At 66.6% G+C, this 17110-nt stretch carries 14 protein-coding genes; 12 read left to right on the forward strand and 2 right to left on the reverse strand.

Going from position 1 to position 17110, the window contains the following annotated elements; genetic code table 11:
• Window positions 1-109 precede the first annotated feature (109 nt).
• The 12 genes from IE101_RS19140 (at window position 110) to IE101_RS19195 (ending at window position 13502) form a co-directional block, all read left to right on the forward strand.
• Window positions 110-1048, forward strand: a complete 939-nt coding sequence (locus IE101_RS19140) for a phage tail tube protein (protein WP_189635448.1) — start codon at window positions 110-112, stop codon at window positions 1046-1048.
• Between the two features lie 2 nt (window positions 1049-1050).
• Complete coding sequence (locus IE101_RS19145; RefSeq protein WP_189635449.1) at window positions 1051-1488, forward strand: phage-derived protein YdaY family protein; 438 nt, start codon at window positions 1051-1053, stop codon at window positions 1486-1488.
• Window positions 1489-1556: 68 nt separating this feature from the next.
• Window positions 1557-1718 (forward strand): DUF7697 family protein, encoded by a 162-nt coding sequence (locus IE101_RS20020; RefSeq protein WP_444542716.1) that lies wholly within the window; start codon window positions 1557-1559, stop codon window positions 1716-1718.
• On the forward strand, window positions 1711-4173 hold the full coding sequence (locus tag IE101_RS19155) for a phage tail tape measure C-terminal domain-containing protein (protein ID WP_189635450.1): 2463 nt from the start codon (window positions 1711-1713) through the stop codon (window positions 4171-4173). Before IE101_RS20020 ends, IE101_RS19155 begins: the two co-directional genes overlap by 8 nt.
• Entirely contained in the window at window positions 4173-4799 is a 627-nt protein-coding gene (locus IE101_RS19160; RefSeq protein WP_189635451.1) for a DUF2460 domain-containing protein, read from the forward strand. Before IE101_RS19155 ends, IE101_RS19160 begins: the two co-directional genes overlap by 1 nt.
• Window positions 4796-5680, forward strand: coding sequence for a phage/gene transfer agent baseplate hub protein (locus IE101_RS19165; RefSeq protein WP_189635452.1), 885 nt, complete (start codon window positions 4796-4798; stop codon window positions 5678-5680). Before IE101_RS19160 ends, IE101_RS19165 begins: the two co-directional genes overlap by 4 nt.
• A 112-nt stretch (window positions 5681-5792) precedes the next feature.
• On the forward strand, window positions 5793-6227 hold the full coding sequence (locus IE101_RS19170; protein ID WP_189635453.1) for an NlpC/P60 family protein: 435 nt from the start codon (window positions 5793-5795) through the stop codon (window positions 6225-6227).
• A gap of 10 nt (window positions 6228-6237) precedes the next feature.
• The gene (locus IE101_RS19175; RefSeq protein ID WP_189635454.1) at window positions 6238-10236 is read left to right on the forward strand and encodes a baseplate multidomain protein megatron; all 3999 of its coding nucleotides are present in this window, start codon (window positions 6238-6240) and stop codon (window positions 10234-10236) included.
• An 11-nt stretch (window positions 10237-10247) separates the two neighbouring features.
• Complete coding sequence (locus tag IE101_RS19180) at window positions 10248-12170, forward strand: DUF2793 domain-containing protein (protein ID WP_189635455.1); 1923 nt, start codon at window positions 10248-10250, stop codon at window positions 12168-12170.
• A gap of 33 nt (window positions 12171-12203) precedes the next feature.
• Window positions 12204-12512 carry a hypothetical protein gene (locus IE101_RS19185; protein WP_189635456.1) on the forward strand — a complete coding sequence of 103 codons (309 nt, stop codon included), beginning with the start codon at window positions 12204-12206 and terminating at the stop codon, window positions 12510-12512.
• Between the two features lie 73 nt (window positions 12513-12585).
• Window positions 12586-13260 carry a YcbK family protein gene (locus IE101_RS19190; protein ID WP_189635457.1) on the forward strand — a complete coding sequence of 225 codons (675 nt, stop codon included), beginning with the start codon at window positions 12586-12588 and terminating at the stop codon, window positions 13258-13260.
• Window positions 13257-13502 carry a hypothetical protein gene (locus IE101_RS19195; protein WP_189635458.1) on the forward strand — a complete coding sequence of 82 codons (246 nt, stop codon included), beginning with the start codon at window positions 13257-13259 and terminating at the stop codon, window positions 13500-13502. Before IE101_RS19190 ends, IE101_RS19195 begins: the two co-directional genes overlap by 4 nt.
• Before the next feature lie 190 nt (window positions 13503-13692).
• On the opposite strand, the gene IE101_RS19200 is transcribed toward IE101_RS19195, so the two are convergent.
• Window positions 13693-15471, reverse strand: coding sequence for an ATP-binding protein (locus tag IE101_RS19200; protein ID WP_189635459.1), 1779 nt, complete (start codon window positions 15469-15471; stop codon window positions 13693-13695).
• A partial coding sequence (locus IE101_RS19205) for an SIR2 family protein (protein ID WP_229804323.1) occupies window positions 15458-17110 on the reverse strand: 1653 nt, incomplete at its 5' end. The genes IE101_RS19200 and IE101_RS19205, both read right to left, overlap by 14 nt.

Consider the following 17110-nt stretch of genomic DNA (forward strand, 5'->3'; position numbering starts at 1 on the left):
GGCCTTCCAGGCTCAATAGTATCAATTGCTTAGCCGTTTAACTGATGAAGTTGGGTGCATTACACCACGACCGGCCCTCTGGCCTGAATTTCCCACATAGGAGACCCCCATGGCACGCGCACACGGCGCGCGGGCGCAGATGGCGCTTGCGTTCGAAACTGTCTATGGCACCCCGCCCGCCAGCGGCTACCGGCTGATGCCCTTCGCCCGGACCACGCTCGGCGCGGAACAGCCGCTGCTGAATTCGGAACTGCTCGGCTACGGCCGCGATCCCCTGGCCCCGATCAAGGACGCCGTCACCGCCGATGGCGAGGTGGTGGTGCCGATCGATGTGGAGGCTTTCGGCTTCTGGCTGAAGGCCGCCTTCGGGGCACCGACAACGACCGGTACCACGCCCAAGACCCACACCTTCCAGTCGGGAAACTGGACGCTGCCCTCCATGGCCATCGAAGTGGCGATGCCCGAGGTGCCGCGCTTCGCGATGTATGCGGGCTGCGTGATGGACCAGTTGTCGTGGCAGATGAACCGCTCGGGTCTACTGACCGCGACCGCCCGCCTGATCGCACAGGGCGAGGCGATTGCCACGACCACCGCCGCAGGAACCCCGACCGCGCTGGGCTTGCAGCGCTTCGGCCATTTCAACGGGCTGGTGAAGCGCAACGGCACCGCATTGGGCAACGTCGTCTCGGCCGAGATCACCTATGCCAACGGCCTCGACCGGATCGAGACCATCCGGAACGACGGCAAGATCGAGGGCGCCGATCCCGGCATGGCTGCGCTGACCGGCCGGATCGAAGTGCGTTTCGCGGACAGCGCCCTCGTCACCCAGGCAATCGACGGCACGCCCTGCGAGCTTGAGTTTGCCTACAGCCTCGGTGCGAACACCAGTTTTACCTTCACCACCCACGCCGTCTACCTGCCCGTCCCGAGAATCGAGATCCCCGGGCCGCAGGGCATCCAGGCGACCTTCGACTGGCAGGCGGCGAAAGCCACCAGCCCCGCCCGGATGTGCACCGCCGTCCTCGTCAACACCGTCACGGGATACTGACCATGATCCGACTGAACCTGTCGAACCGCCCCGAATGGCTGGACCTGCTGCCCGGCCTGCGCGTCCTTGTGGCCCCTCTCACCACCGCGCTCATGGTCTCCGCCCGCGCCGACCCGGCCATCGACAAACTGCCGGAGGCGTCAAGCCAGGAGGACATGGCGCTGGCAATGGCCAAGGCCGTCGCCCGCCGCGCGGTGCTGGAATGGGAAGGCGTCGGCGACGAGGCTGGCAACCTCGTGCCCGTCAGCCCGTCCGGGATCGATGCCCTCCTGGAAATCTGGCCGGTGTTCGAAGCCTTCCAGGCGCAATACGTCGCCCACGGTCTGATGCTGGACGCGGAAAAAAACGCCTCTGCGCCCTCGCCGACTGGTCCTTCGGCGGGGGCGACGGCTACTGCGCGGCCTGCGCGGGCCCCTGCCCGGACTGCCCCGCAAGGCTGAACCGGCCGCTGACCGTCGAGGGCTGGCAGGTCTGGGACCTGACCCAGCGCCTTGGTGGCCAGCTGCGCATCGCGCCGGGGGCCGTCATCGGATGGGACATGGGGGCGGCCCTCGCGCTGGCGCAAGCGCTGGGCATCAACCCCCTGATCGCCGCCGAACTGCTGCCCGAGGTCGAGGCAGTGATGGTGCGAAAACTGAACGAGCAGATGGAAGGACGCCGGAATGGCTGAGAAGAAGGTCTCCGTCCGCCTCGTGGCGGAGGGCGGACGCCGCGTGCGCGCCGAACTGGAGGGTGTCGGCGAGGCCGGTGCCCGTGGCTTCGGCCGCCTGTCACGCGAGATGGAACTGGCGAACACCCGGCTGGCCGCTTTCGCCCGTCGAGCCGGTCTTGCCCTCGGGGCCGCGGCTGCAGCCGCCACGGCCTCCCTCGGGCTGATCGTCCGCTCCACCGCCGAGAGTGCTGCCCAGATCCGGCAGTTCGCGCAGGTCGCCAATGCCACACCCGAGGCGTTGCAGCGCTGGTTGGCGGGGGCGCGAACGGTTGGCATCGAGCAGGAGAAGCTGGCCGATATCCTGAAGGACGTGAACGACCGAGTCGGTGATTTCCTGCAGACCGGCGGCGGGCCGATGGCGGATTTCTTCGAGAATGTCGCCCCGCGAGTGGGCGTCACCGCAGACCAGTTCGCCCGCCTCTCAGGCCCCGAAGCCCTGCAGCTTTACGTCGACACGTTGGAACGCGCTGGGCTCAGCCAGCAGGAGATGACCTTCTATCTGGAGGCCATGGCCTCGGACGCCACGCGATTGATCCCCCTCCTGCGCAATGGCGGGGCCGAAATGGCGCGGCTTGGCGACCAGGCCTCGGACCTTGGCGCAGTGTTGGACAGTGATGCGCTGGAAGCGCTGCGCCGCACGCAACTCGCGCTGGGCACCGTATCCCTCGTGTTCGATGGCCTGCGCAATCGCATCGCCGTGGCCGTTGCCCCGACCATCGAGGCGCTCGCCAATGCCTTTGTGGCGCTGGCCTCGGATGGCGGGATCCTGCGCTCGGCCATCGACGCGCTGATCGGCAATCTCGGGCGTCTCGCCTCTTATGCCGCGACTTTCGCCGCCGTCATGGCCGGGCGCTGGGTGGCGGGCTTGGCCGCCGCCGCCCTCTCCGTACGCGGGCTCGCAACGGCGCTCGTGTTCCTGCGCGGTGCCCTCATCCGCACCGGCATCGGGGCGTTGATCGTCGGCGCGGGCGAGCTGGTCTACCAGTTCTCGCAGCTTGTCGCCCGTGTCGGCGGCGTGGGCGAGGCCTTCCGCCTGCTCGGCGATCTGGCCCGCGAGGTCTGGTCCCGTATCGGGCTGTCGCTGGACGCTGCCCTCGCGCGGATGGCGGCCGGGTGGGAGGGGCTGAAGGCCGCCGGTCTTTCGGCGCTGGAAGGGACCATCGCAGGCGTCGTCAGCTTCGGTGACCGGACAGCCGCAATCTTCCAGGGGGCCTATGATGCGGCCGTCGCGATCTGGGGCAGTCTGCCCGGGGCGATCGGCGATTTCGCCTTCCAGGCCGCGAACGGGCTGATCTCCGGCGTCGAGGCGATGCTGAACGGCGTTGTCACGCGCATCAACAGCTTCATCGAGACGCTGAACGCGGCGCTGGCCTTGCTACCGGAATGGGCCACCGGCGAAGGTGGCGTGCGGATCGGCATCCTCGATCCGGTGGAACTCGGCCGCATCGGCAATCCCTTCGAAGGCGCAGCAACGGCCGCAGGGGCTGCGGCGGCGGATGCCTTTTCGGCGGCCCTCGCACGCACCTACCTCGAGCCGCCCGACCTCGGCCTCGGCGCGATGGCCGAGGATGCCCTCGCTCGGGCCGATGGGTTCCGCGAAGCGGCAGGCATGCTCGCCGATGCTGCCGGTCGGCCGCTGGCCAGCTGGCAGGCGCTAAAGGATGCCGTAACAGGCACGGGGACCGAGGCCGAGACCGCACTCGCCGATGCAGGCGCCTCGGCAGATGCCCTCACGGCCGGGCTGAACGACACGGCCACCGCCGCCGATGGTGCTGGCGGTGCCGCGCGCGCGGCCGGAACCGCTGCGGCCGAAGGTGCGGAGACCGCCCTGACCGGCTGGCAGGCCGTCACCGCCGCACTCGCCGACTATGCCGCCAAGGCGCGCGACATCGGCGGGGATATCGGCAGCGCGCTGGTCGGCGCGTTTCAGAGCGCCGAGGACGCCATCGGCGACTTCGTGAAGACCGGAAAGCTCGACTTCCGCGATCTGGTCACGTCGATGATCGCCGATCTGGCGAAGCTGGCAGCCCGCCGCTTCATCCTCGGCCCCATCGCCAATGCCCTTTCCGGCGCGCTGGGCGGCGCGGGTGGGATCTTCGCGAACATCCTGCATGCGGGCGGGATCGTCGGCGCCCCTGGTCCCGGCCGGATGGTCCCGGCCCTCGCCTTTGCCGGTGCCCCACGCATGCACAACGGCGGTTGGGCCGGGCTGCGGCCGGATGAGGTGCCCGCGATCCTGCAACGCGGCGAACGGGTTCTCTCCCGGCGCGAGGCGGCCGGTTACGGCCAGGCCAGCGTCTCGACCGTCAACGTCACGATCAACGCCCGCGACGCCGAGAGTTTCCGCCAGTCGCGAACGCAGGTCGCCAGCGACATCGCCCGCGCTGTGTCGCTGGGTCGAAGGGGGATGTGATGGCCTTCCACGAGGTCCGCTTTCCGGACAACATCAGCCGCGGGGCACGCGGTGGCCCCGAGCGGCGCACCCAGATCGTTGAGCTGGCAAGCGGGGCCGAGGAACGTAACGCGAGCTGGGCAAACAGCCGCCGCCGCTATGATGTCGCCTACGGCATCCGCCGCGCCGACGATCTGGCGACGGTCGTTGCCTTCTTTGAGGCCCGCAACGGGCGCCTGCATGGCTTCCGCTTCAAGGATTGGGCCGACTTCAAGTCCTGCCTGCCATCACAGACGCCGGGCCCGACCAACCAGCCGATTGCCACCGGCAACGGGGCGGCCACCCTGTTTCAGCTGACCAAGCGCTACACCTCCGGCGCGCAGTCCTGGTCGCGGGCCATCACCAAACCTGTCGCAGGAACCGTGACCATCGCCCTGAACGGCACGCCCCAGGCCTCCGGCTGGTCGGTTTCCACGACCACCGGTCTCATCACATTCGTCACGGCTCCCGCCGCGGGCGTGGCCATCACCGCAGGCTTCGAATTCGACGTCCCTGTCCGCTTCGACACCGACGCCCTCGACGTCACCCTCGATCTCGAACGCCTCGGGTCGATCACCTCGATCCCACTCGTGGAAATCCGCACATGAAATCCCTGAACCCCGCGCTGCAGGCGCATCTCGACGAAGGCACCACGATGCTCGCCTGGTGCTGGCGCATCACCCGGGCCGATGGCGTGACCTTCGGTTTCACCGACCACGACCGAACGCTGGCTTTCGATGGGACCGAGTTCGAACCGGAAAGTGGGCTTACGGCGTCAGAGGTGCGATCCGGCTCCGACCTTTCCGTCGATGCGCAGGATGCCCAAGGCGTGCTGTCCTCCGACCGGATCACCGAGACCGACATCCTTGATGGCAGATGGGACAATGCGGCGGTCGAGGTCTGGCGCGTGAACTGGGCGAGCCCCGCGCAGCGCGTACTCCTTCGACGCGGGGCCATCGGTCAGATCCGGCGCGGGCGGCTCGCCTTTGTGGCCGAGGTGCGCAGCCTCGCCCATATGCTCGGCCAGACGGTCGGGCGGACGTTCCAGGCCAGCTGCGATGCCGCGCTGGGCGATGTGCGCTGCGGGGCGAACCTCGAGGCACCGGCCTTCAAAGGGACCGGCGCGATCATCGATGTGCTGCGCGACCGAGCGTTCACCGCATACGGCCTCGGCACCTTCGCGGCGGGCTGGTTCGCCTTCGGGCTTGTCGAATGGACCAGTGGCACGAATGCCGGGCGGCGGGTCGAAGTGCTGTCCCATGACCTCGTCGACGGTGTGGCGATCCTCACCCTGCTGGAAGCGCCGGTGCGGCCGATCATGGCGACGGACGCCTTCGTGGTCCGGGCGGGCTGCGACAAGCGGATCACGACCTGCAGCGCGAAGTTCGCCAATGTCGCCAACTTCCGCGGATTTCCACATATCCCAGGGCAGGACGCAGTCCTTCGCTACGCCACCAAGGACGGTGGCCATGAAGGGGGTGTGTTGTGACGCGCATTCCGGGTCAGGGTGAGGCGGACAAGCAGACAGTCCGGGGGACTGTCTGCCCGCCGAACGGGCTGCGTTACGCCAGCAAGGACGGCGGACACGAGGGGGCGGTGTTGTGAAGACCGCCGATCCATCCCTTGTCATCGCCGTCGCGCGGTCGTGGCTTGGCACGCCCTACCACGACCAGGCCAGCCTGCGCGGGGTCGGCTGCGACTGCCTCGGCCTTGCGCGCGGTGTCTGGCGCGAAGTCGTCGGCCCGGAGCCGTTCCCGATCCCGCCCTACAGCCGGGATTGGGGCGAGACCGGCCCTCGCGAGGTGCTGGCGGACGGCGCGCGGGCGATGATGCCCGAGATCGCAACCGCAGATTCACCGCCCGGCGCGCTTATCCTGTTCCGGATGATGCCCCGCGCCATCGCCAAGCATGTGGGCATTCTCACCGGCCCAGACACCTTCCTCCACGCCTATGAACGCCTCGGCGTGATCGAGGAACCGCTGACACCAGCATGGCGACGCCGCATCGCTTTCGCCTTCCTGTTCCCCGCACGCTGAGATTTTTTCCATGGCCACGCTTGTCCTCGGCGCTGTCGGTTCCGCCATCGGCGGGGCATTCGGCGGCGCAATCCTCGGCTTTTCCGGGGCCGCCATCGGCGGCTTCATCGGTTCGACCATCGGATCGGTCGTCGACAGCTGGATCGTGTCCTCGCTGGCCCCGGCGCAGAAGATCGAGGGCCAGCGCCTCGACAGCCTGCGCATCACATCCGCGACCGAAGGCGCGATCATCCCGCGACTCTATGGGCGCATGCGCATCGGTGGCAACATCATCTGGGCAACGGATTTCCGCGAGGAGACCAAAACCACGACGCAGGGCGGCGGCAAGGGCGGGGGCGGCGGCCGTGTCCAGACGACCGAATACCTCTACTATGCGTCCTTCGCGGTCGCCCTATGCGAGGGGCCGATCACCGGCATCGGCCGCATCTGGGCAGACGGCAAGCCTCTCGACATGACCGGCATCACCTGGCGCTGGTATCCCGGCAACGAGGCGCAAGCGGCCGATCCGTTTATCGCTGCGAAGATGGGGGCCGCCAACACCCCCGCCTATCGCGGCACCGCCTATGTCATCTTCGAGGAATTGCCGCTTTCCACCTACGGCAACCGCCTGCCGCAGCTGTCCTTCGAGGTCTTCCGGCCCTTGGCCGATGCCGACACCGCCGAGGGGCTGGTCAAGGCGGTGACGATGATCCCCGCCTCGGGCGAGTTCACCTATGCGACGGAGGCTGTCCGCAAGACAGTCGGGGCATCCACCACGGTCTTTGGCCAGACCACCGGCGGCACGACCTCGGCCGAGAACCTGAACGCGTTGCCCGACGAGGCCGATATCGTCGTGGCCCTCGACCGGCTGCAGGCCATGGCCCCGGCCGTCGAGAGTGTCAGCCTCGTCGTCGCCTGGTTCGGCAATGACCTGCGCGCGGGCAATTGCACGATCAAGCCGGGCGTGGAGGTGGCGACCAAGACCACCAGCCCCGAGGTCTGGACCGTCAACGGCGTGGCGCGGGCCAATGCGCATCTAGTCAGCCGCGATGCTGAAGACCGGCCAGTCTATGGCGGCACGCCCGCCGACTTCGCGGTGGCGCAAGCGATCCGCGAGATGAAGGCGCGCGGGCTGCGCGTCACCTTCTACCCCTTCCTGCTGATGGACGTCCCGCCCGGCAACACGCTGCCGAACCCATACACTGCGAATGCCGCCACGCCGGGCCAGCCTTCCTTCCCCTGGCGGGGCCGGATCACCTGTTCCCCGGCGGCAGGCTTTGCCGGGACCGCGGACAAGACGGCAGCTGCCGCGACGCAGGTCTCCAGCTTCTTCGGCGCGGCCACACCGGCGCAATTCGCGGTGTCGGGCGACAACGTGAACTGGACCGGGCCCTCCGGCGACTGGGGCCTGCGCCGGATGATCCTGCACTACGCACATCTCTGTGCTGTCGCGGGCGGTGTCGATGCCTTCCTCATCGGGACCGAGATGCGCGGGCTGACCACCATCCGCTCCAGCGCCAGCGCCTATCCCGCCGTGACCGCCTTCAAGGCGCTGGCGGCGGAGGTGAAGTCGATCCTCGGGCCGGGCACCAAGGTGGGATACGCCTCCGACTGGTCAGAATACTTCGGCCACCAGCCGGGAGACGGCAGTGGCGACGTCTATTTCCACCTCGACCAGCTCTGGTCGGACGCCAACATCGATTTCATCGGCATCGACAACTACATGCCCCTGTCGGACTGGCGCGACGGCTTCGAACATGCAGACGCCCTTCAAGGCTGGCCCGCGATCCATGACCGTGGCTACCTGCAGGCCAACATCGCAGGCGGCGAGGGCTTCGACTGGTTCTATGCCAGCGCCGCCGACCGGTCGGCGCAGATCCGCACGCCCATCACCGACGGCAGCGCGGGCAAGCCGTGGGTCTTCCGCTACAAGGACCTGCGCGCCTGGTGGTCGAACCCGCATTTCAACCGCCCGGGCGGGGTGGAAAGCGGCACGCCCACCGCATGGGTGCCGCAGTCCAAGCCCGTCTGGTTCACGGAACTGGGCTGCCCTGCCATCGACCGGGGCACGAACCAGCCGAACGTGTTCTTCGACCCGAAGTCGTCCGAGAGCTTCACGCCCTACTTCTCCCGCGGCTGGCGAGATGACGCGATCCAGCGTGCCTACCTCGAGGCCAGCTTTCTCTGGTGGGGTCAGGGCGCGAACAACCCGACCTCATCCGTCTACGGCGGCCGGATGGTCCATGTCCCTGAATGCGCCGCCTGGACATGGGACGCGCGGCCCTATCCGTTCTTTCCGGAACTTACCGGGGTCTGGACCGACGGCCCGAATTGGCGCCTTGGCCATTGGCTGACCGGCAGGCTGGGCGCGGTGTCGCTGGCCGCGCTCGTGCGCCACCTCTGCCTGCGCGCGGGACTGGCGGCAGACCTCATCGACGTTTCCGGTCTCTGGGGCGCGGTCGAGGGTTATGTGATCGGCGCACTGGAAAGCCCGCGCGCATCGATTTCCACCTTGGCACGGCATTTCGGCTTCGATGCCATCGAGACGGAGGGCGTGATCCGCTTTGTCATGCGCGGCCGGGCATCAAGCCTCACCTTCGCGGTCGATGATCTGGTCGCCAGCCGTGAGGGCGAGGCGTTCGAGCTGACGCGCGGCCAGGAGACCGAACTGCCCCAGGCGCTGAAGTGGCAGGTCGCCCGGGCGGATGAGGACTATGACGCGGCCCTTGTCGAGGCGCGGCGCATCACCGTCGACACTAGCCGCATCGCCTCCGAATCCTTTCCCATGGCGATCCCGCCCGAAGAGGCGGAACGCCGCTGCCGCCGCGCGCTGATGGAAGCCTGGATCGGCCGGGAAAGCGCCACCTTCCGCCTGCCGCCCTCGCGCCTTGCCCTCGACCCTGCCGACGTGATCCGGCTCGCGCATGATGGTCGCGAGGTGGAATTCCGGCTCGTCTCGGTCGCCGATGCCGAGGCGCGCGGGATCGAGGCGGTGCGCCAGGATCGTGCCGCCTACGACCTGCCGCCCGGCGATCCCCGCCCTACCTCGCTGGCCAGCCCCGTCGTCTTCGGGACGCCGGAGGTGGTGATGCTGGACATTCCGCAGATTTCGGAGGACCAGCCCGCGCATCGCCCACTGATCGCCGCCCATGCCAGCCCTTGGCCGGGCGAGATCGCCGTCTTCCGCAGTGCCTCCACGGATGGGTTCAACCTCCTGACCACCTTCGGCAGTCGGGCCCGGATCGGCACGCTGGCCTTCGACTTCTTTCCGGGCCCCACCTCCCGCTTCGATCTGGGCAACGCGCTGGTGGTCGATCTCCTGTCCGGAACGCTGGAAAGCGTGACCGACGTCGCGCTGTTCGGCGGGGCGAACGCACTGGCGGTCGAGTCTGCTTCTGGCCAGTGGGAGATCGTCCAGGCGGGTCAGGCTGAACTGATCGCACCCGACCGGTACCGCCTGACCCGCCTCCTGCGCGGCCAGCGCGGAACGGAATACGCGATGGGCAATCCAGCTCCCGCAGGGGCGCGGGTGGTCGTGCTGGACACGACACTGGCCTCGCTGCCCATTGCCGAGGCTGATCTCGGTCTGCCTTGGAACTGGCGGGTCGGTCCGGCTGCGCGCGCCGTCACCGACGACAGCTACGCCGCACTAGGCTTCACCCCGACCGGCCGGGGTCTCGTGCCCTTCGCGCCGGTCCATGTCGAACAGCCGTGGCGAACGGCCTTCAGCCCGGGCGATTTGACGATCCGCTGGACTCGGCGATCTCGCGCACTCGTGGCCGATGCCTGGGAACAGGTCGAGGTGCCGCTGGCCGAGGACCTGGAAAGCTACGATGTGCAGATCCTCGACGGGGCCGCCGTCAAGCGCACGCTGACCAGCACCACGACCTCCGTCCTCTACTCCGCGGCGCAGCAGAGCGCCGATTGGGGCGCGCCGCTCGGCACCGGCCAGACGCTGGCGATCCGCATCTTCCAGCTCTCGAACCGCCTCGGCCGCGGTACGCCTGCGACCGTGATCCTCCAGTTCTGACGGGATTCATCATGTCCGACACCACGACGCATTTGGGCCTGCCTTACCTGTTGGCGGCGCAGGCGCAGAAGCATGTTACCCACAACGACGCCCTGCGCCTGCTAGACGCCATGGTGCAGCTATCGGTCCTCGACCGCACACGCACCACGCCCCCGGCCAGCCCCGCCGATGGCGACCGGCATCTGGTGGCTTCGGGCGCAACGGGCCTCTGGGCTGGCTGGGATCTGAACGTGGCCTTCTGGGTGGACGGCGCATGGATCCGGCTGGTGCCGCGCACCGGCTGGCTCACTTGGGTCGCGGCGGAGGGGCTGTTCCTCGTGTGGACCGGTGCTGCCTGGGAGGTGGTGGGCGAGCCGCGCGACGTGTCGGACGCCGTGTTCAGCCTGGTGAACGACGCCGATCCGACGAAGAAGGCCACCTTCTCGCTGGCGGGGATCAGCGCGGGCACCACGCGCAGCTTCACGCTGCCGAACACCTCGTCCGAACTGGCAATCCTCGCGGGCACGCAGACCTTCACCGGCAACAAGACCTTCTCCGGCACGTTGACGGCATCCGGAACCGTGACGGTATCAGCGGCCAGCGCCTCGATCGGCACGGCGACGACGACCGCCACCTACGGGATGGGCACCGGCGCCACGACGACGGGCGTCACCAAGACCGTGAACATCGGCACTGGCGGTGCCTCCGGATCGACGACGGTCGTCAATATCGGCTCGGCCACCGCCGGGGCGGGCGGGACGACGGTGGTGAACACGCCCACGGTGACCTTCGCCAATACGGTCACCCAGGTCGCCATGCCGCAAGCGAACCTGACCGCGCAACTCTTGGGCCTCGGCGGGGCCACGGCCGACAGTTTCAACCGACTGTCGGTCAACACGCCCGCTGTGCTCCTGAACAACGCAGGCGCGGGCATCGAAGCGACGGTGAACAAGGCCGCCGCCGGGAATGACGCTGCCTTCGCGTTCAAGACAGGCTTCTCGGCCCGGGCCTTGATCGGCCTCCTGGGCAATGACGACTTCAGCTTCAAGGTCAGCCCGGATGGCTCGGCCTTCTTCGACGCGATCCGGATCGACCGCACCAGCGGCCAGGTGGAACTGCCGCAGCCGACGGTCCTGCCGGGCCTCAGCGCCGCGCCGACCCCGCCGCCTGCAGGCAAGGCCTCCGTTTATGCGCGCAACCGTGCCGGGGCGCCGTGGATCGACGTGATGCGCCCCTCGGGCCGGGACTTCCCGCTCCAGCCGCATTTCGGGGTGAACCGGATCGCCAACTGGTCGCCCTCGGTCAGCACCACGATCACGACTGAGGGCCTGCCGATCACCTCGGTTGGTACCGTGTCGCACCCGACGCTGGCCGCGACGAACCTTGCTGCTTCCATGCGGCGCTGGCGTCTGACCTCGGCGGCGGTCGTGGACTCGGTGGCCGACCAGCGATCCGCAGGCTGGGCCTGCTGGCGGGGCAACGCGGCAGGCCTCGGCGGCTGGACCTTCGTGACGAGGATTTCGCTGACGACGTTGCTGGCGACCGGGATGGGCTTTTTCGGCCTCTACGGCTCCACCGCCGCGCTGGCGACCAACCTGACGCTGGCCGCAGCCGTCAACTGTATCGGCATCGGCTTCCAGCGCGGGACGCACACCCGCTGGCAGTTGGTCGCGAACGATGGCACCGGGGCGCCAACCCTGACCGACATGGGGGCGAGTTTCGCCATCGCGACTGGCGGGGTGCTGACGCTGTTTATCGCGGCACCGCCGAACGGAAGCTCTGTCTGGGCGCGCGTCGTCGACGAGGTTTCGGGTGCGGTCTTCGAGCAGGAGATCAACGCCGACCTGCCCGCCGCCACGCAATTCCTGTCGCCACGGCTGTTCCTGAACACCGGCGCAACGGCCGCCGCCGTCGCCTACGACTGCGCCGGGGTCTACCTGGAAACCGACTTCTGACCGACCGCAAACCGCGGCAATGAAAGGACCACCATGAACGATCAGACCACTCTCGCCAGGGAGGTCGCGCGGGCCTTTCGGGACCACGGGATTACCGCCGCGCTGACCGCCCTGATTGGCGGCACCATGGCCCTTATCGCGGCGATCACCCGCAAGGCCTTCACCAACGAGGCCCTGCTGGATCGTCTCGACCGGGAGCTCATCGCCGACCGGAACCGGATCGACCGGCAGCGCAGCGAGGACCGCAAGGCCGACGGCGACCGCCTCGACCGAATCGAGACCGACATCCGCTCCATGCGCGACATGCTCTTCGATGCCTTCCAACGCGGCCGATCCGACTGACTGCCAGGCGACCACACCACCACGACCACATCCCCCGCCCCAGAGGCGGGTTTTTTCATCAAGAGGATCCACCATGCCCACCTTGACCTACCCCAACTGGCGCAACGTGCCCGCCAACACCTGGCGCTGGCCGAACTTCTCGGCCGCCGAGATCGCCTGCCGCGGCACCGGCGCGCTGAAAATCAACACCGAGGCCATGGACAAACTGCAGGCCCTGCGCGACCGGCTGGGCAAGCCGCTGATCATCCGCTCCGCCTATCGCAGCCCGGAACACAATCGCGCCGTGGGCGGGGCCCCGGCCTCGAAGCACTTGCAGGGCACCGCCTTCGACATCGCCATGGCGAACCACGATCCCGCCGCCTTCGAGGCGGCCGCGAGGGCGGTCGGGTTCCTGGGGTTCGGATACTATCCCCGCTCTGGCTTCATGCACATCGACCTCGGGCCTGCCCGATCCTGGGGCGACCCCTTCCCGGCGCGGGCCGTACCCTTCGCGCCGGAGCTGCCGCCCGCGCGCGAAGTCCTGTCGGAAAGCCGCACGCTCCGGGGCGGGGGTGCTGCAGGCGTTGCCACCGTCGGCGCCGCCGGTGTTGAAGTGCTGCAGGACGTCCTCGCGGAAACCCAGTCCACGATCCAGCCGCTGGTGCCCTACCTCGACACGCTGCGCTGGGTGCTGATCGCCATCGCGCTGATCGGCATCGCGGTCACCATCCACGCCCGGCTCGACGACTGGAAGCGGGGCCAGCGGTGATCGGCCGGCTCCTCACCCATGGCCCGGCGCGCAAGGCGCTGGGCCTGTTCCTCGTCGCCGCAGCGATCCTGCTGTGCCTGTTCAACTTGCGCCGTGCTGGCGAACGCGCCGGGCGCGTCGCCGAACGGCTTGATGCAAGAGAGAGAAACGATGCGATCCACCGCCAGATGCTCGACGCCGCCGCCCGCCGCCCTGCTGATCGCGACGTTCTGGCTGACCGGCTGCGCGATGGGCGGTTCTGAAGCCATCGCGCCCTGCCCACCCGTGGTCGAGTACACCAGAACTGAGCAGGCGCGCGCGGCCGACGAGGTTGAGGCGCTGTCAGAGGGCGCCGTCATCGTCCGGATGCTCAGCGACTACGCCGTGCTGCGCGATCAGGCACGGGCGTGCAGATGAACGTTGGGCCGGGAAAGGCCAGCACGGCGAACCTGATCAGAGTTGCCGCCAGGCGCGCTGGTAATCTGGCCCGCGAGAGGTTGGCTGTGCAGTTTTGTCGGGCGCAGTAATTTGGATCGGTAGGGGAGCAGGAAGATCCGGTCCCAAGACAATTGCCTCGCCTTGGCTCAACGACGGGATAAAGGCTGCAGCCGACCTGTCCAGATCACCGCAGGCCCGCTCGATTGTCTCGCGGTCGCGCTCATTCGTAAGCCGATGGACGAACAACGTCCCAAGCTGGCTCAGAACGTCCTGCGGAACGTCGCGGGGGCGCTGTGTAGCGAGAACAGTCGTAAGCCCGTACTTCCGGCCTTCCTTGGCTATCAAGCCGAATGCGTCGAGCGAGACGCTGTTGAACTCGTCCCCTACCGAACGCCCCATGAACTGATGTGCCTCATCGAGGAAGCAGATGACGGGTTGTGCGCGGAAACGGTCGGCACGGGCAAGGCCAAGGAGATACTCGCCGATTGTATTCAGAAGCAGCTCGCGGGCGTTGTGGTTGAAACTGACGTTCTTGAACGAGATCAGGCATATTCGTTGCTGCGGGTCTTTCAGGAAGCCATCGAGCAGGGTGCAGATATCTTCGCCCTCGCTCCCGAACAGGCACCGCAGCTCTGAGGACGCCAGCATTCCCCGCATCCGCACAATCAACGTATTGCAGTAGTTCAACGGAGCTTCGGCCTTGCCGCCAAAAAACCCCGGATTTCGGTTGTCACTTGGAAAAATGCACTCGTTTACGATCTGGTCTGTGAGAAGAGCCACGTCGAAGTCGCACAACTCGGATGCCATTGCGGTTGAGTAGTGGGCTGTGGCTCTGTTGTACTCCGAGATTGACTGCCCGGTCTTCTGGACCGTGAAGTCCTGCTCTACCAGCACTGTTCCGAATGCTTCTTTGAAGAATCGTTGTCTCTGTCCTATTTGCTCCGGCACAATTGCGGCGTCGTTTCGCAGGGCACGAACCAGTCTCAAGCTCCTAATCGCCTCGCGCATGGTCGGTCCTTGGCTTTGACCGGTTGGGCGCAGGAGTGCAAAAAGCGATAACTCGGTCATCCTTTCAGAAGGAAACCTGACCAGCGTCTGGCCAACCTCGGCCCGCGTGAAGACGTACTCAACCGCGCCGGGCAGCTTGCCCGAAAATTCGCCAGTCGGATCAAAGACAATGGCCTTGCCACCCAGACGAGCGACTTCGGAAACGAGCTTTGCCAGCGTCCAGCTCTTCCCGCCACCGGTTGCACCAAAGATGCCGCAGTGGCGGCCGAACAGCTTTTCCGGCGGTAACGCGATTTCGGCGTCGTCGATGCCAGATATTCGACCGAGGGACACAGCGATCGGCTGTGCGCCATCTTGTACATCGACGCCACCGAAGAGCGCGGCTTGGATCGAGCTTGACAGTGCGGGGCCATTCGCTTCGAAAACACCGTCGCCGACCCTCGGTGACACCAGCACGCCTCTGACGACCGTCTGCGTCGTCTTACGGATCGTGGCGAGCAGTTGAACCCTGCCAACCGGCTCCACGCTGGGCTCGCGTTCGATCTGTCTTTCAAGGGCGGGACGGTTGCGGTCGGGGATTTGGACTTCGACGATGCGTCCGAGGATGACTGCCTGGTCGCAGTCGATGAAGACGAAGTCGCCTACCGTCCCACGCGCAATGCCACGCCGACCGGCCGCGGCGAGGGCTTGTGGCAGGTTCAGTTCGATCCCGGACGCGCTGACTTTGGTCACGGTACCAAGGCGCTTTTCCCCGTCGATCAGCGCCGAGCGGTCATCCTTCGCCATGGTCCTGCCCCCGGATACGCTCAAGCCGAGCCTCCAGCCGTTGCCGGTCGGTCTCTCCCATGATCTCAGGCAACGCGAGGGCCAGATCACTGAATCGGCCGTTCAGGACCGTGATCCGGCTGTCGCCCTCCCTCACGAGCCGAAGAATGCGATTTTGGTAGTCCTTGAGCTTGTCGTTCGTCTTCTCGATTACATGGGCTTCGCCAATAAGCCCTGTGTCATCCAACTCGGCAACTGGCACGAAGCAGGGATCGCAAAGCACGAGACGGATTGAAAGGTTAGACTCGAGCGCGGACCAAATCGGTGCGCTGATGTGATCGTCGGCAAATCCAAAACCGCTGACGATCAATGTCGTGTCAGGCTCTCGCAGTGCAGCCTGCCAAGCCGCGAACATGTCGAGGTAGGGCGGCGCGAACGCCTCCTGATATTTCGAGGAGCGCGGGTAGATCAGCACTGGCTCATGGTTCCCGTCATGTCCAAGGCGGCGGATCACCACACCATCGGACTTGCGCCGCCGCCAGTCCATCGACCCGTGCAGCTTGTAGAGGTGGAAAACCCCATCAACATAGTCTGCGCGCGTGCTGCTGGCGGATCGCCGCACAATGTCCTGCTGAAAGTGATCGCGGTTGAACCGCTGGACCGCAGAGTGAGAAAAACCGTCGATGAGAGCCAAGTTACGGGCGACAGCGGCTTCCTCGATGCAACGGTCGTAATTCGTCGTGAAGAGCTTCACCCGCGCCTTTTCGGCGCTTCGGCGGGCGAGGCGACGCAGGAACTCCTTGTGGGAGATGAGGTCCGTGTTCTCCGAAACGAAGTCGACGCGATCCAAGATCGCCTGTTCGGCTTTCTGGACGAAAGAAGGCAGGTCAAGTGGATTGTCGTCAGCGACATCTTGGCCAGCGGCTGCCCCGCGGGCAGCTTGCAGCTCGACCGTCATCTTGCACAGGCTGAGAAGCGACTCGATGTCCTTCTTGTCGGTCGCGCCCCAGACCTCGGCTACAACCTTGTCGAAATCATCTTCCCCAACCTTCTGCCGAGCATCGTCCCAAAGATCACCCATGCCAGGGGCTTGCTTGCCATCCGCATTCTTCGCAGCAAAGGATGCGCCCGAACCAAGTAGGGCCATCAGGTTTGTTGCATTTAGCGCCGACAACAGTCGTTCTTCGACTTGTCCACTTGCTCCGCGACGGGTCTTGCCATCTTCTTCCTGATCATCCCACGCCAGCCATCCCCCATCGGACATAAACAAGCGTAGGTTACTCGCGGATGGCGGCTGATCGATCCAGTAACTCAAGGGCACTCCTGCGAAAAACTTGATAGCCCAATGTGGGTCCGGTTTGTTGGCACGGACGCCCCAAGAGGGCGCGCGAGATACAATGGTCTCGCCCCTAAGTTGCCGTCGAATCCGCGCTTTTACAACTGGATTGAACTTGTTTGCAGCTTCGCGCCGTGACTTGTCGGCCAGTGAGAGGGCGCATGACGCAGGGTGACGTTGCTGGCACTGCCTGCCGCTGCCTGCGACTGCGTGATTATGCGTGCTGCTGCGGTTTTTCTGGTGTGGAGTTGATGTGGCGTTGATGTAAACGGACGAATGCAAAAAGCGCCCCGGAGGGCGCTGCGTAAGTGACTGATATAGTTG

It is taken from the genome of Gemmobacter lanyuensis, from assembly GCF_014652355.1.
Lineage (GTDB): Bacteria > Pseudomonadota > Alphaproteobacteria > Rhodobacterales > Rhodobacteraceae > Gemmobacter > Gemmobacter lanyuensis.